Source organism: Variovorax paradoxus, from assembly GCF_009498455.1.
Lineage (GTDB): Bacteria > Pseudomonadota > Gammaproteobacteria > Burkholderiales > Burkholderiaceae_C > Variovorax > Variovorax paradoxus_H.
On sequence record NZ_CP045644.1, the window covers coordinates 4730791 to 4745646 of the forward strand.

At 66.8% G+C, this 14856-nt stretch carries 13 protein-coding genes; 8 read left to right on the forward strand and 5 right to left on the reverse strand.

Annotated features, from left to right (window positions below):
• Positions 1-128: 128 nt before the first annotated feature.
• The 7 genes from scpA to GFK26_RS21875 all read left to right on the forward strand — a co-directional run bounded on the left by scpA (position 129) and on the right by GFK26_RS21875 (position 9137).
• The gene (gene scpA / locus GFK26_RS21845) at positions 129-2294 is read left to right on the forward strand and encodes a methylmalonyl-CoA mutase (RefSeq protein WP_153283838.1); all 2166 of its coding nucleotides are present in this window, start codon (positions 129-131) and stop codon (positions 2292-2294) included.
• A gap of 16 nt (positions 2295-2310) precedes the next feature.
• Entirely contained in the window at positions 2311-2784 is a 474-nt protein-coding gene (locus GFK26_RS21850) for a GNAT family N-acetyltransferase (protein WP_099790209.1), read from the forward strand.
• Positions 2781-3830: a methylmalonyl Co-A mutase-associated GTPase MeaB gene (gene meaB, locus GFK26_RS21855; RefSeq protein WP_153283839.1), complete on the forward strand. Its 1050-nt coding sequence runs from the start codon at positions 2781-2783 to the stop codon at positions 3828-3830. The genes GFK26_RS21850 and meaB overlap by 4 nt, the downstream gene beginning before the upstream one ends.
• Positions 3831-3889: 59 nt before the next feature.
• The gene (locus GFK26_RS21860; RefSeq protein ID WP_153283840.1) at positions 3890-5434 is read left to right on the forward strand and encodes an acyl-CoA carboxylase subunit beta; all 1545 of its coding nucleotides are present in this window, start codon (positions 3890-3892) and stop codon (positions 5432-5434) included.
• A gap of 135 nt (positions 5435-5569) precedes the next feature.
• Complete coding sequence (accC, locus tag GFK26_RS21865) at positions 5570-7618, forward strand: acetyl-CoA carboxylase biotin carboxylase subunit (protein WP_153283841.1); 2049 nt, start codon at positions 5570-5572, stop codon at positions 7616-7618.
• On the forward strand, positions 7618-8655 hold the full coding sequence (bioB, locus tag GFK26_RS21870) for a biotin synthase BioB (RefSeq protein WP_153283842.1): 1038 nt from the start codon (positions 7618-7620) through the stop codon (positions 8653-8655). The genes accC and bioB overlap by 1 nt, the downstream gene beginning before the upstream one ends.
• Positions 8652-9137 carry a VOC family protein gene (locus tag GFK26_RS21875; protein ID WP_153283843.1) on the forward strand — a complete coding sequence of 162 codons (486 nt, stop codon included), beginning with the start codon at positions 8652-8654 and terminating at the stop codon, positions 9135-9137. Before bioB ends, GFK26_RS21875 begins: the two co-directional genes overlap by 4 nt.
• Here GFK26_RS21875 and GFK26_RS21880 read toward each other — a convergent pair.
• Positions 9127-9624 carry an Lrp/AsnC family transcriptional regulator gene (locus tag GFK26_RS21880; protein WP_062473217.1) on the reverse strand — a complete coding sequence of 166 codons (498 nt, stop codon included), beginning with the start codon at positions 9622-9624 and terminating at the stop codon, positions 9127-9129. The genes GFK26_RS21875 and GFK26_RS21880 overlap by 11 nt on opposite strands.
• A 116-nt stretch (positions 9625-9740) precedes the next feature.
• On the opposite strand from GFK26_RS21880, the gene yedA reads away from it, so the two are divergent.
• A complete protein-coding gene (gene yedA / locus GFK26_RS21885; RefSeq protein ID WP_153283844.1) occupies positions 9741-10658 on the forward strand; it encodes a drug/metabolite exporter YedA in 918 nt (305 codons plus the stop codon).
• A gap of 12 nt (positions 10659-10670) precedes the next feature.
• On the opposite strand, the gene GFK26_RS21890 is transcribed toward yedA, so the two are convergent.
• From GFK26_RS21890 to GFK26_RS21905, 4 genes are all read right to left on the reverse strand, one after another.
• A complete protein-coding gene (locus GFK26_RS21890) occupies positions 10671-11306 on the reverse strand; it encodes a LysE family translocator (RefSeq protein ID WP_101490007.1) in 636 nt (211 codons plus the stop codon).
• Positions 11303-11929 carry an RnfABCDGE type electron transport complex subunit B gene (locus GFK26_RS21895; protein WP_153283845.1) on the reverse strand — a complete coding sequence of 209 codons (627 nt, stop codon included), beginning with the start codon at positions 11927-11929 and terminating at the stop codon, positions 11303-11305. Before GFK26_RS21895 ends, GFK26_RS21890 begins: the two co-directional genes overlap by 4 nt.
• 19 nt (positions 11930-11948) lie before the next feature.
• Complete coding sequence (locus tag GFK26_RS21900; RefSeq protein WP_153283846.1) at positions 11949-13409, reverse strand: polyhydroxyalkanoate depolymerase; 1461 nt, start codon at positions 13407-13409, stop codon at positions 11949-11951.
• 155 nt (positions 13410-13564) lie between these two features.
• Entirely contained in the window at positions 13565-14761 is a 1197-nt protein-coding gene (locus tag GFK26_RS21905; RefSeq protein ID WP_153283847.1) for an amino acid aminotransferase, read from the reverse strand.
• Between the last annotated feature and the right edge of the window lie 95 nt (positions 14762-14856).

Below are 14856 nucleotides of genomic sequence, written 5' to 3' on the forward strand. Positions count from 1 at the left end.
CTGCACTGTACTTCAAAAAATGCGTTTGAATTAATAATTACGGATGGGTTAGACTCGCGAACGGCTTGCAAATCCGTGCAAGCGATCTTGCGAATCCCGTCAGACCACCGCCTGGAGCGGCGCCTTCCATGAGCAGCAGCACACCCGAACCCACCTACAAGCCGGCCGATCTCGACGCCTGGGCCAAGTCCGCCGCCAAGTCGGCGCCCGGCGGCGACGTGAATGCGCTGAACTGGATCACGCCCGACGGCATCAGCGTCAAGCCGCTGTACACCGCGGCCGACCTGCAAGGCCTGAAGTACACCGACACGCTGCCCGGCTTCGAGCCCTACCTGCGCGGCCCGCAGGCCACGATGTACGCGGTGCGTCCCTGGACCATCCGCCAGTACGCCGGCTTCTCGACGGCCGAAGAATCGAACGCGTTCTACCGCAAGGCGCTGGCCGCCGGCGGGCAGGGCGTGAGCGTGGCCTTCGACCTGGCCACCCACCGCGGCTACGACAGCGACCATCCGCGCGTGACCGGCGACGTCGGCAAGGCCGGCGTGGCGATCGATTCGGTCGAGGACATGAAGATCCTGTTCGACCAGATCCCGCTCGACAAGGTGAGCGTCTCGATGACGATGAACGGCGCGGTGCTGCCGGTGCTGGCGGGCTACGTGGTCGCGGCCGAAGAGCAGGGCGTGGCGCAAGACCAGCTGAGCGGAACCATCCAGAACGACATCCTCAAGGAGTTCATGGTCCGCAACACGTACATCTTTCCGCCGGCGCCGAGCATGCGGATCATTGGCGACATCATCGAGTACACGGCGCAGAAGATGCCGAAGTTCAACTCGATCTCGATCAGCGGCTATCACATGCAGGAAGCCGGCGCCAACCAGGCGCTGGAGCTTGCGTTCACGCTGGCCGACGGCAAGGAATACGTGAAGACCGCGCTGGCCAAGGGCCTGGACGTCGACGGCTTTGCCGGGCGCCTGAGCTTCTTCTGGGCCATCGGCATGAACTTCTATCTTGAAGTGGCCAAGATGCGCGCGGCGCGTCTGCTGTGGTGCCGCATCATGAAAGAGTTCAACCCCAAGAACCCCAAGAGCCTGATGCTGCGCACGCACTGCCAGACCTCGGGCTGGAGCCTCACCGAGCAGGACCCGTACAACAACGTGGTGCGCACGACCATCGAGGCGATGGCCGCGGTGTTCGGCGGCACACAGTCGCTGCACACCAACGCGCTCGACGAAGCCATTGCGCTGCCCACCGAGTTCAGCTCGCGCATCGCGCGCAACACGCAGCTGATCATCCAGGAAGAGACGCACATCACGAACGTGATCGATCCCTGGGCCGGCAGCTACATGATGGAAAAGCTCACGCAGGACATGGCCGACGCCGCCTGGACCATCATCGAAGAGGTCGAAGCCATGGGCGGCATGACCAAGGCCGTCGACAGCGGCTGGGCCAAGCTCAAGATCGAAGCCGCCGCCGCCGAGAAGCAGGCGCGCATCGACTCCGGCAAGGACGTGATCGTCGGCGTCAACAAGTACAAGCTCAAGACCGAAGACGCGATCGACAGCCTGTCGATCGACAACGTGAAGGTGCGCGACCAGCAGGTGGCGCGCCTGCAGAGCATTCGCGCCTCGCGCGACAACGCCAAGGTGCAGGCCGCGCTCGACGCGCTCACCGAAGCCGCCGAAAACAACACCGGCAACCTGCTGGCGCTGAGCATCGATGCGGTGCGTGCGCGCGCCACCGTCGGCGAGATTTCGGACGCCCTCGAAAAATCATTCGGCCGCCATCGCGCCGACACGCAAAAGGTGACCGGTGTGTACGCTGCCGCCTATGACTCGGCCGAAGGCTGGGAAGCGCTCAAGACCGAGATCAACGACTTCGCCGAAGCACAAGGCCGCCGCCCGCGCGTGATGATTTCCAAGCTCGGGCAAGACGGGCATGACCGGGGTGCGAAGGTTGTCGCCACCGCGTTCGCCGATCTCGGCTTCGACGTCGACATGGGCCCGCTGTTCCAGACGCCCGAAGAATGCGCGCGCCAGGCCATCGAGAACGACGTGCATGCCGTGGGCGTGAGCACGCTTGCCGCCGGCCACAAGACGCTGGTTCCGGCCATCATCAACGAGCTGAAGAAGCAGGGCGCGGACGACATCATCGTGTTCGTCGGCGGCGTGATTCCGCGCCAGGACTACGACTTCCTCTACGAAGCCGGCGTGAAGGGCATCTACGGCCCGGGCACGCCCATTCCGGCCAGCGCCAAGGACGTGCTGGAGCAGATCCGCGCGGCCGTCGCGGCCTGATCGGTCGAGGTACATCGTGGGCGATCTTCTGCCACGGCTGTCCCTGCAGCCGGTGGACTCCAATGATTTCGAAGACATGCTGGCCCTGCGCATCGATGCGATGCGCCCGAGCCTGGAGCGTGTCGGCCGTTTCGATGCCGCGCGTTCGCGCGAACGCCTGAGCGCGGGCTTCGTGGTGCCCTTCATGCACCACATCGTGCTCGACGGCAGCCAGCGCGTGGGCTTCGTCACGCTCAAGCCCGAAGGGGCCGATGCCTTGCGGCTCGATCACCTCTACCTGCGCACCGGCTTCCAGGGCCTGGGCATCGGCGAGTGGGTGATCGACTGGGCGCAGGCCCAGGCGCGCGAACAGCGCCGCGACATCAAGCTCACCGCGCTCGTGCAGAGCGACGCCAACCGTTTCTACCTGCGCCACGGCTTCGTGCTCGAGGGCGAAGAGGGCGTCGACCTGCACTACCGATGGCGCTGCACGGAGCTGGCCTGCGGATGAGCGGCACCGTGCAGACCCTCGAACGCGCCATTGCCGCGACCGACGGCATGGTGCAGCGGCGTGCCATCGCCAAGGCGATCACGCTGCTCGAATCGACGCGCACCGACCACCGTGCGCAGGCCGACGAACTGCTCACGGCGCTGCTGCCGCGCACCGGCCAGTCGTTCCGCCTGGGCATCTCGGGCGTGCCGGGCGTGGGCAAGTCGACCTTCATCGAAACGCTCGGCCTGCTGCTGATCGGCAAGGGCCACCGCGTGGCCGTGCTCACCATCGACCCATCGTCCACCGTGTCGGGCGGCTCCATCCTCGGCGACAAGACGCGCATGGAGCGCCTGTCGGTGCACGAGCGCGCCTACATCCGGCCCAGCCCGTCGAGCGGCACGCTCGGCGGCGTGGCCGAGAAGACGCGCGAGGCCATGCTGGTCTGCGAGGCCGCGGGCTATGACATCGTGATCGTCGAGACCGTCGGCGTGGGCCAGAGCGAAACGGCCGTGGCCGGCATGACCGACATGTTCGTGCTGCTGCAGCTGCCCAACGCGGGCGACGACCTGCAGGCGATCAAGAAGGGCGTGATGGAGCTGGCCGACCTGGTCGCCATCAACAAGGCCGACATCGACCGCGACGCCGCCACGCGCGCGCAGGCCCAGATCACCTCGGCGCTGCGCCTCTTCGGCCACCAGGGCAACCCCGACCATGCGCATGCGGTGCACGACGCGCACAGCGGCGTGGAGCGCCGCTTCTGGCTGCCCAAGGTGCTGCAGCTCAGCGCGCTCGCCGGCACCGGCGTCGACGCCTTCTGGGACGCGGTGCTCGAATTCAAGACACTGCAGACCGCCAACGGCAAGCTCGCGAAGCGCCGCGAAAAACAGGCGACCGCGTGGATGTGGGAACGCATCGACGCCGGGCTCAAGCAGGCGTTTCGCCACCATGCGCAGGTGCGCGAGCTGCTGCCGCAGCTCACGCAGCAGGTGGCCCAAGGCAGCCTGCCGGCCTCGACGGCGGCGCGCCAGCTGCTCGCCGCGGCAGCCATCACCGCCCGGGTGTGACACCTCGGCCCCCACAAGACTCTCCCAGCAATCCAGAACCACAGCTTCGGAAGCACACCATGCAAGAACTGATCGAACAACTCGAAAAGAAGCGCGCCCAGGCGCGACTCGGCGGCGGGCAGAAGCGCATCGACGCGCAGCACGCCAAGGGCAAGCTCACGGCGCGCGAGCGCATCGAGCTGTTGCTCGACGACGGCACGTTTGAAGAATGGGACATGTTCGTCGAGCACCGCTCGGTCGACTTCGGCATGGCCGAGCAGAAGATCCCCGGCGACGGCGTGGTCACCGGCTACGGCATGATCAACGGCCGCCTCGTGTTCGTGTTCAGCCAGGACTTCACGGTCTTCGGCGGCGCGCTCAGCGAAGCCCACGCCGAAAAGATCTGCAAGGTGATGGACCAGGCCATGAAGGTCGGCGCACCGGTCATCGGCCTGAACGATTCGGGCGGCGCCCGCATCCAGGAAGGCGTGGCGTCGCTGGGCGGCTATGCCGACGTGTTCCAGCGCAACGTGATGGCCTCGGGCGTGGTGCCGCAGATCAGCATGATCATGGGGCCGTGCGCCGGCGGCGCCGTGTACTCGCCCGCCATGACCGACTTCATCTTCATGGTGAAAGACAGCAGCTACATGTTCGTCACCGGCCCCGAGGTGGTGAAGACCGTGACGCACGAGAGCGTGACGGCCGAAGAGCTCGGCGGCGCCATCACCCACACCACGCGCAGCGGCGTGGCCGACATGGCGTTCGAGAACGACGTCGAGGCGCTGATGATGCTGCGCCGCCTGTACAACTACCTGCCGCTGAACAACCGCGAGAAGCCGCCGGTGCGCCTGGGCAACGGCGGCCAGGGCGACCCGGCCGACCGGCCCGACTACTCGCTGGACACGCTGGTGCCCGACAACCCGAACAAGCCCTACGACATCAAGGAACTGATCCTGAAGGTGGTGGACGACGGCGACTTCTTCGAGCTGCAGCCCGACTATGCGAAGAACATCGTGATCGGCTTCGCGCGCATGGAAGGCCAGACCATCGGCATCGTGGCCAACCAGCCGCTGGTGCTGGCGGGCTGCCTGGACATCAAGAGCAGCATCAAGGCCGCGCGCTTCGTGCGCTTCTGCGATGCGTTCAACATCCCCGTCGTCACCTTCGTCGACGTGCCCGGTTTCATGCCCGGCACCGGCCAGGAATACGGCGGCATCATCAAGCACGGCGCCAAGCTGCTCTATGCGTACGCGGAGTGCACGGTGCCGAAGATCACCGTCATCACGCGCAAGGCCTACGGCGGTGCGTACGACGTGATGGCCTCCAAGCACCTGCGCGGCGACGTCAACCTGGCCTGGCCGCGCGCCGAGATCGCGGTGATGGGTGCCAAGGGTGCGGTGGAAATCATCTTCCGCGAAGACAAGAACGACCCCGAGAAGCTCGCCGCCCGCGAGGCCGAGTACAAGGCCCGCTTTGCCAACCCGTACGTGGCCGGCGCGCGTGGCTACATCGACGACGTGATCCTGCCGCACGAAACGCGCAAGCGCATCTGCCGCTCGCTCGTGATGCTGCGCGAGAAGAAGCTCGAGAACCCGTGGCGCAAGCACGGCAACATCCCCCTGTGAGCCGCACGGAGAAGAAGAAAATGTTCAAGAAAATCCTGATCGCCAACCGAGGCGACCAGCCGCGCAGCGGCGCAGCGACGAAGTCAAATTGCCTGGCACGCGCAGCGTGCGGCGGTTTCACCGCGGAGACCACAAATGTTTAAGAAGATCCTGATTGCCAATCGCGGTGAAATCGCGTGCCGTGTGATTCAAACGGCCAAGAAGATGGGCATCCTCACGGTCGCCGTCTACTCCGACGCCGACAAGGAAGCCCGCCACGTCGAGCTCGCCGACGAGGCCGTGCACATCGGCGCCGCGCCCAGCCGCGAAAGCTATCTGCAGGCCGACCGCATCATCGCGGCCTGCAAGCAGACCGGCGCCGAGGCCGTGCACCCGGGCTACGGCTTCCTGTCGGAGAACGAAGCCTTTGCGCGCAAGGTCGAGGAAGAGGGCATTGCCTTCATCGGCCCGAAGCACTACTCGATCGCGGCGATGGGCGACAAGATCGCCTCGAAGAAGCTCGCGAACGAAGCCCAGGTCAACACCATCCCGGGCTGGAACGACGCCATCGAGACGGCCGAGCGCGCCGTCGAGATCGCGAAGGACATCGGCTACCCGGTGATGATCAAGGCCTCGGCCGGCGGCGGTGGCAAGGGCCTGCGCGTGGCCTTTAACGACAAGGAAGCTTTCGAGGGCTTCACCTCGTGCCGCAACGAAGCGCGCAATTCTTTCGGCGATGACCGCGTGTTCATCGAGAAGTTCGTCGAGGAGCCGCGCCACATCGAGATCCAGGTGCTGGGCGATTCGCACGGCAACGTCATTTACCTGAACGAGCGCGAGTGCTCCATCCAGCGCCGCCACCAGAAGGTGATCGAGGAGGCGCCGTCGCCCTTCATCACTGACGCCACGCGCAAGGCGATGGGCGAGCAGGCGGTGCAGCTGGCCAAGGCCGTGAAGTACCAGAGCGCGGGCACGGTGGAGTTCGTGGTCGGCAAGGACCAGAGCTTCTACTTCCTGGAGATGAACACGCGCCTGCAGGTGGAGCACCCGGTGACGGAGTGCATCACCGGCCTGGACCTGGTCGAGCTGATGATCCGCGTGGCGGCCGGCGAGAAGCTGCCGCTGGCGCAGGCCGACGTGAAGCGCGACGGCTGGGCCATCGAGTGCCGCATCAACGCCGAAGATCCGTTCCGCAACTTCCTGCCGTCGACGGGCCGCCTGGTGAAGTTCCAGCCGCCGGCCGAGAGCATGTTCGCGAGCGACACCGGCCACCTGCACGGCGTGCGCGTGGACACCGGCGTGTACGACGGCGGCGAGATCCCGATGTACTACGACTCGATGATTGCCAAGCTCATCGTGCACGGCAAGGACCGCACCGAGGCCATCGCCCTCATGCGCGAGGCGCTCAACGGCTTCGTGATCCGTGGCATCAGCAGCAACATTCCGTTCCAGGCCGCGCTGCTGGCGCATCCCAAGTTCGTGGCGGGCGATTTCAACACCGGCTTCATCGCCGAGCATTACGGCAAGGGCTTCCATGCGGAAGACGTGCCGCACGCCGATCCGTCGTTCCTGGTGGCGCTGGCCGCCTTCGTCAACCGCCGCTACCGTGCGCGCGCCTCGGGCATCACCGGGCAGCTCGCGGGCCACGGCGTGAAGGTGGGCGAGAAGTTCGTGGTGGTCGAGCTGGGCCCCGAGGGCAAGCACGTGCAGCACGCGGTGTCGGTGAGCGACTTCCAGGGCAAGACCGGCGCCAGCAGCGTCACGGTGGGCGACAAGCGCTACCAGATCGACAGCGCTTTCGCGCTGGGCGCGGCGCGCGTGCAGGGCACCGTCAACGGCAAGCCGTTCACGGCGCAGGTGGAGCGCGGCGCGGGCAAGAACCCGCTGGCGCTGCGCGTGTCGCACGACGGCACGCAGATCGAAGCCATGGTGCTGTCGCCGCTGGGCGCGCGCCTGCTCGAGCTGATGCCCTACAAGGCGCCGCCCGACCTCAGCAAGTTCCTGATGTCGCCGATGCCGGGCCTGCTGGTCGAGGTGGCGGTGCAGCCGGGGCAGCAGGTCCAGGCCGGCGAGAAGCTGGCCGTGATCGAGGCCATGAAGATGGAAAACGTGCTGTTCGCCGCGCAGGATGGCGTGGTGGGCAAGATATCGGCGGCCAAGGGCGAATCGCTCGCCGTCGACCAAATCATTCTGGAGTTCAACTGATGGGTGCCAACGACCTGCAACAGGCAGCAATCACGCTGCACCGCCCGGCCAAGGCCGTGGCGACGCCCCAGGGCCCCTGGTCCGTCGAGGCGATCCAGGCGCTGCTCGACAAGCCTTTCATGGAACTGCTGTTCGAGGCGCAGACCGTGCACCGCCGGCATTTCCCCGAAGGCGACATCGAGCTGGCCACGCTGCTGTCGGTGAAGACCGGCGGCTGCCCCGAGAACTGCGGCTACTGCCCGCAGTCGGCCGAGTTCGACACCGGCGTGAAAGCGCAGAAGCTCATGGAGGTCGACGAGGTGGTGCGCGCCGCGCAGGCCGCCAAGGACGCCGGTGCCACGCGCTTCTGCATGGGCGCCGCCTGGCGTGCGCCCAAGGACCGCGACGTCGAGAAGGTGGCGGTGCTGGTCGAGGCCGTGAAGGGCCTGGGCCTGCAGACCTGCGCCACGCTCGGCATGCTGGAGCCGCACCACGCGCAGCAGCTCAAGGCGGCCGGCCTGGACTACTACAACCACAACCTGGACACCGCGCCCGAGTACTACACCGACGTGGTCGACACGCGCACCTACCAGGACCGCCTGGACACGCTGGCCGCCGTGCGCAGCGCCGGCATCAGCGTGTGCTGCGGCGGCATCGTGGGCATGGGCGAGCAGCCGGTGCACCGCGCCGGGCTGATCGCGCAGCTCGCCAACATGAACCCGTACCCCGAATCGGTGCCGATCAACAGCCTGGTGCGCGTGCCCGGCACGCCGCTGGCCGACTCGGAGCCGGTCGATCCCTTCGACTTCGTGCGCATGATCGCCGTGGCGCGCATCACCATGCCGACCGCGCGCGTGCGCCTGTCGGCCGGCCGCCAGCAGATGGGCGAGGCGGTGCAGGCCCTGTGCTTCATGGCCGGCGCCAACTCGATCTTCTACGGCGACAAGCTGCTCGTTACCGGCAACCCCGACGCCGATGCCGACGTGCAGCTGCTGCGCAAGCTCGGCCTGCGCTCGCACCGCACGCAGGAGCAAGTCGAAGAAGGCGGCTGCGCATGACGACGCCGCGTCCCTTCAAGGTGCTGGGCATCCAGCAGATCGCCATCGGCGGCCCCGACAAGCTGCGGCTGCAGAAGCTGTGGGTCGACATGCTGGGGCTCGAGGTGACGGGCACTTTCCGCAGCGAGCGCGAGAACGTCGACGAAGACATCTGTTCGATGGGCAGCGGCCCGTTCAAGGTCGAGGTCGACCTGATGCAGCCGCTCGACCCTGAAAAGAAGCCAGCGGTGCACACCACGCCCCTGAACCATGTCGGCCTGTGGATCGACGACCTGCCGAAGGCCGTCGAATGGCTCACGGCGCAGGGCGTGCGCTTTGCGCCGGGCGGCATCCGCACGGGCGCGGCGGGTTTCGACATCTGCTTTTTGCATCCCAAGGCCAACGACGAGTTCCCGATTTCGGGCGAGGGCGTGCTGGTCGAGATGGTGCAGGCGCCACCCGAGGTGGTGACGGCCTTCAACGCGCTCGCCGCTACGCGCTGAGCGCTTTGCGCACCGGCGGCTTCACGTCGGCGCGCTGCGGCGGCAGCATCGGCTGGTGCTCGCGCGCCGGGTTCAGGATGATCGAGGTCGCGGTCTCGGTCAGGATGCAGAACTTGGCGAGCACGGCGTCGAGGTGCGGCACGTCGATCACCGCGATCTCGAGGATCCAGCTGTCTTCGCCGGTCACGTTGTAGGCGTTGACGCACTCGGGCGTTTCCTGCACCAGCTTCACCACGAGGTCGTAGTCGGCCCGCCCGACGCGGATGATCCCGCGGATGCCGTAGCCCAGCCGCGTGAGGTTCACGGTCGCGCGGTAGCCGGTGATGACGCCGGCGGCTTCCAGCTTTTTCACGCGCTCGGTCACGGCCGGCTGGCTCAGGTGCACGCGACGGCCCAGCTCGGCCATGCTCAGGCGGGCGTCGGCCTGCAGTTCGGCCAGGATGCGGGTGTCATGGGCGTCCAGCGTGGGGGTCAAGGTGAAATCCATGGAAGTCCTTTAAATCGACGGTGCAGTGCGAGCAGAACCATGAAATTCGCATGGCTGCCGGGCAGGGGCTTTCATACCATGACGAGCACCACATACCAAGAAGAGACACCCTCGCCATGTCGACACTCGCACCAACTGCGCAGGCCGCGCCTGCTTCGTCGCGCCCCCGGCTGACGCCGCTGCTCTGGCTCTGCCTGGCCGCCACCTGGGTGGTCTGGGGCTCGACCTACCTGGCCATCAAGTACGCGCTGATCAGCTTTCCGCCGTTCCTGCAGATGGGCTCGCGCTTCCTGGTCGCGGGCGTGCTGCTGGCGGCGTGGATGCGCTGGCGCGGCACGCCCTGGCCGACGCGCCTGCAATGGCGCAATGCGCTGGTCGTCGGTGCGCTGATGCTCGGCGGCGGCATGGGCGGCACGGCGCTGGCCGAGGTGTCGATCGGCTCGGGGCTGGTGGTGGCGTTCATTGCCGTCATTCCGTTGCTCATCGCGCTGCTGAACCTGATCTGGGGCGTGAAGCCGGCGCGGCTCGAAGCGGCCGGCATTGCGCTCGGACTGGCCGGCGTGCTGATGCTCACGCAAGGCAGCGGCTTCAAGGCCTCGCCCGAGGGGCTGATCGCGATCTGCGTGGCCTGCGTGTGCTGGTCGCTCGGCAGCGTGCTGAGCCAGCGCAGCCTGCCGCTGGCGCCCGGCGCGATGGGCTTCGCGAGCGAGATGCTGTGCGGCGGCGTGGTGCTGATGGTGCTGGCCGCGGTGTCGGGCGAAACGATGAGCTGGCCGCCGCAACCCGTGGCGTTGGGGGCGTGGGTCTATCTCGTGGTGTTCGGCTCGCTGATTGCCTTCAACGCCTACATGGTGCTGCTCGCGCAGGCGCCGGCCGGGCTGGCGGCGAGCTACACCTTCGTCAATCCGGTGATCGCGATGCTGCTGGGCGTGTGGATCGCCCACGAGACCGTCACGCGCTTCGAGTGGTACGCCGTGGGCGTGGTGCTGGCGGGCGTGCTGCTGTTGCTCTTCAAGCGCCCGAACAAGGGCTGAGTTCGACGAGGCTCAGGCCGGGCGACGCCAGAAGGCGAGGGTGGCGGCCAGTAGCCACATGCCGACGGCGCAGCTGCGGTTGAGCACCTTGAGGCCGCGGCGCGAGAGCCAGCGCACGGCCTGTGTCCCGGCGCCGGCATAGGCCAGCATCACGCAGGTGTCGAGCACGACGAAGATCGCGCCCAGCACCAGGTACTGCATGCCCTGGGGCTTGGCGGTGTCGATGAACTGGGGCAGAAAGGCGGCGAAGAACAGCACCGTCTTCGGGTTCGACAGCGCCACCATCAGGCTGCGCACGAGCGCAATGCGACCGTGCGGACGGACCTCGATGGCCGACTTGGCCAGCGCGGTGCCCAGGTCGGTCGCTTCGCTGCGCCACAGCTTGATGCCGAGCCACACCAGGTAGGCCACGCCCGCGACGCGGATCGCGTTGAAGAGCCATTCCGAAGCCGCGAGCAGCGAGCCCAGCCCGAGCGCCACGACCGCGATCAGCGAGACGCTGCCGAGCGACGCGCCTGCAATGCCCCAGCTGGCGCGGCGCATGCCGCCGTCGATGCCGTTGGACAGCGCCAGCAGCATGGTCGGGCCGGGAATTACCGCCAGGGCGAGCGAGGCGACGGCGTAGATCAGCAGGGTGTCGAGGGTCATGGTTTGGTGGCGCGTTGTTCGGCGGCGGCGCGGGCACGTGCCAGCGCGGCTTCGACGATGGAGCGCTTGCGCGTGTTGGCGGCTTGCGGTTCGGCGGCGGCGGGCGCCGGTTCGGCCTCGCGCTTCGCGGTGTCGCGATGTTGGGCGTGCAGCTTGTAGCGCTGCAGTGCGGCCTCGGCCTGCGCCTGCGACCACGCCTGCCAGCCACTGCGGCCTGGTGTCTCGACTTCGAGTGAGATGCAATCGACCGGGCAGACCGGAATGCACAGCTCGCATCCGGTGCAGTGCGCCTCGATCACTGTGTGCATGCGCTTGTTGATGCCGATGATCGCGTCGGTCGGGCAGGCGTCGAGGCAGAGCGTGCAGCCGATGCACCAGGCTTCGTCGATGACCGCCATGGCGCGCGGGCCTTCGGTGCCGAACTGCGGATCGAGTGGTTGTGCGGTGCGGCCCGTGAGCAGCGCGAGGCGTTCGATGCCCTCGGCGCCGCCCGGCGGGCACTGGTTGATGTCGGCCTTGCCGTCGGCGATGGCCTGCGCGTAGCCCGCGCAATCGGGGTAGCCGCACCGTGTGCACTGCGTTTGAGGCAGTGCGTCGTTGATGCGTGCGGCCAGCCCGTTCACGGTGGGGGATGCGCGCAGCTCAGCGCGTGGCGCTGGCGCGGGGCTTCTTCTTTGCGGCCGGTGCCTTCGCGGCAGCCGGCGCGGCCTTCACAGCGACCGCCTTCTTGGCGGCGACCGGCGTCTTGCGGGCCGCGGCGGTTGCCACGACCTTCAGCTTCTGGCCCGGCTTGACGCGGTCTTCGGCCGGCAGCGCTTCGCGCGCACCGGCGCGGCGCTGGGGCTCGTCGCTGGCGGCGATGAAGTTGCGCACCTTCGGGTAGACCAGGTCGCGCCAGCGGCGGCCGCTGAAGATGCCGTAGTGGCCCGCGCCCTTGACTTCGTAGTGCTCGCGCTTGGCATCGGCGATGCCGGTGCACAGGCTGTGCGCGGCCTGGGTCTGGCCCGAGCCGGAGATGTCGTCGAGCTCGCCTTCGACGGTGAGCAGGGCGGTGGCGTGGATGTCCTGCGGACGCACGCGCTCCACCTGGCCGGCGGGGTTCTTCACGTCCCAGGTGCCGTTGACCAGGTCGAAGTCCTGGAACACGGTGCGGATGGTCTCGAGGTAGTAGTCCGCGTCCATGTCGAGCACGGCGTTGTACTCGTCGTAGAACTTGCGGTGGGCTTCGGCGCTGGCGTCGTCACCCTTGATCAGGTCCTTGAAGTAGTCGTAGTGGCTGGTGGCGTGGCGGTCGGGGTTCATGGCCACGAAGCCCGTGTGCTGCAGGAAGCCCGGGTAGACCTTGCGGCCCGCGCCCGGGAAGCCTTGCGGCACGCGGTAGATCACGTTGTTCTCGAACCACTCGAAGCTCTTGTTGGTCGCGAGGTTGTTGACCGCCGTGGGCGATTTGCGCGCGTCGATCGGGCCGCCCATCATGGTCATCGTGAGGGGCAGCGCCTCGCCGCGGCTGGCCATGAGCGACACGGCCGCGAGCACGGGCACGGTGGGCTGGCACACGCTCACCACGTGGCAGTTGCCGTACTCGGCCTGCAGGCGGCGGATGAACTCCTGCACGTAGTTGATGTAGTCGTCGAGGTGGAACTCGCCTTCGGACAGCGGCACCAGGCGCGCGTTCTTCCAGTCGGTGATGTAGACCTTGTGGTCCTGCAGCATGGTGCGCACAGTGTCGCGCAGCAGCGTGGCGTAGTGGCCCGACAGCGGCGCCACGATCAGCACCACGGGCTGGCTCTTGAGCGTCTTGAGAATGTGGGGTTCGTCGGTGAAGCGCTTGAAGCGGCGCAGTTCGCAGAAAGGCTTGTCGAGCTCGACGGCCTCCTGGATGACGACGTCTTCGCCTTCGACCTTGACCGACTTGATGTTGAACTCGGGCTTCTCGTAGTCCTTGCCCAGCCGGTACATCAGGTCATAGCCGGCGGCCATGCGCTGTGCCATCGGCAGTTGGCTCCAGACGGCACCGGGACCGTAGAGCTTGGAGGCGGCCTGGGCGAAGTCCGAAAAGGGCTCCATCAGGGAACGCTGGGCTTCGTAGAGTTGATAGAGCATCGCGGGTCTTTGAGTGGATGTTGCAGTGCAATATATCAGTGCATTTGCCGCGGCGCAGGGGGCCGAACCCTAGCCCCGAGCGGGCTGGATTCGCCTTCTGTGGCCGAATGTGAACGAATCGTCAAAAAGTCGATTCACTCACACCCGGTTGTCACCTAGATGACCTTCGCAATCGACGCGCAGACGTAGTCGATGTTCTTGCTGTTGAGCGCGGCGACGCACATGCGGCCGGTGTCGGTGCCGTACACGCCGAACTCGTTGCGCAGGCGAACCATCTGGTCCTTGGAGAGGCCCGAGTAGCTGAACATGCCGATCTGGGTGGTGATGAAGCTCATGTCTTCCTTCACGCCGGCGCCCTTGAGGCCGTCGACCAGCTTCTGGCGCATGGCCTTGATGCGCACGCGCATCTCGCCCAGTTCTTTTTCCCACAGGGCGCGCAGCTCGGGGTTGCCGAGCACCGCGGCCACCACGGCGCCGCCGTGGATCGGCGGGTTGCTGTAGTTGGTGCGGATGGCGATCTTGAGTTGCGACAGCACGCGGCCGGCTTCTTCCTTGCTCTCGCACAGCACCGACAGGGCGCCGACGCGCTCGCCGTACAGGCTGAAGCTCTTGGAGAAGGAGGTCGAGACGAAGAAGGTCAGGCCGGCGTCGACGAACTTGGCGACCGCCGCGCCGTCTTCCTTGAGGCCGTAGCCGAAGCCCTGGTAGGCCATGTCGAGGAAAGGCACGAGGCCCTTGGCCTTCACGGCAGCAACGACCAGGTCCCACTGCTCGGGCGTGATGTCGTAGCCGGTCGGGTTGTGGCAGCAGGCGTGCAGCACGACGATGGTGCCGGCCGGCGCTGCGTTCAGGGCGGCCAGCATGCCGTCGAAGTTGATGCCGCGCTGGGCGGCGTCGTAGTAGGGGTAGCTCTCGACCGTGAAGCCGGCGTTGGTGAACAGCGCGCGGTGGTTTTCCCAGCTCGGGTCGCTGATCAGCACCGTGGCGTTGGGGTTGAGCTTCTTGAGGAAGTCGGCGCCGACCTTCAGGCCGCCGGTACCGCCGATGGCCTGGATGGTGGCCACGCGGCCCGAGGTGACGGGTTCGCTGTCGGTGCCGAAGACCAGGCCCTTGACGGCGTTGTCGTAGGCCACGATGCCGTCGATCGGCAGGTAGCCGCGGGCCGAGGGGGCCTTCATCATGTTCTGCTCTGCGGCCTGCACGCACTGGAGCAGGGGCAGCTTGCCGTTGTCGTCGTAATACACGCCGACGCCGAGATTGACCTTGAGGGGGTTGGTGTCGGCTGCAAATTGCTCGTTGAGGCCGAGGATCGGGTCGCGCGGCGCCATTTCGACCGCGGTGAACATAGACATGGAAAGGTCCTTTGGGATGAAAGCTTCGCTGGCAACCGGAGGAGGCTTTATCCTTTCCGGTTGCCTTGAATTTTACCGGCGCCACGCCACCTGTC

Coding starts and splice junctions, on each gene's coding strand:
- scpA (WP_153283838.1), top strand. CDS start 129: ATGAGCAGCAGCACACCCGAACCCACCTACAAGCCGGCCGATCTCGAC.
- meaB (WP_153283839.1), top strand. CDS start 2,781: ATGAGCGGCACCGTGCAGACCCTCGAACGCGCCATTGCCGCGACCGAC.
- GFK26_RS21860 (WP_153283840.1), top strand. CDS start 3,890: ATGCAAGAACTGATCGAACAACTCGAAAAGAAGCGCGCCCAGGCGCGA.
- accC (WP_153283841.1), top strand. CDS start 5,570: ATGTTTAAGAAGATCCTGATTGCCAATCGCGGTGAAATCGCGTGCCGT.
- bioB (WP_153283842.1), top strand. CDS start 7,618: ATGGGTGCCAACGACCTGCAACAGGCAGCAATCACGCTGCACCGCCCG.
- GFK26_RS21875 (WP_153283843.1), top strand. CDS start 8,652: ATGACGACGCCGCGTCCCTTCAAGGTGCTGGGCATCCAGCAGATCGCC.
- GFK26_RS21880 (WP_062473217.1), bottom strand. CDS start 9,624: ATGGATTTCACCTTGACCCCCACGCTGGACGCCCATGACACCCGCATC.
- yedA (WP_153283844.1), top strand. CDS start 9,741: ATGTCGACACTCGCACCAACTGCGCAGGCCGCGCCTGCTTCGTCGCGC.
- GFK26_RS21890 (WP_101490007.1), bottom strand. CDS start 11,306: ATGACCCTCGACACCCTGCTGATCTACGCCGTCGCCTCGCTCGCCCTG.
- GFK26_RS21900 (WP_153283846.1), bottom strand. CDS start 13,409: ATGCTCTATCAACTCTACGAAGCCCAGCGTTCCCTGATGGAGCCCTTT.
- GFK26_RS21905 (WP_153283847.1), bottom strand. CDS start 14,761: ATGTCTATGTTCACCGCGGTCGAAATGGCGCCGCGCGACCCGATCCTC.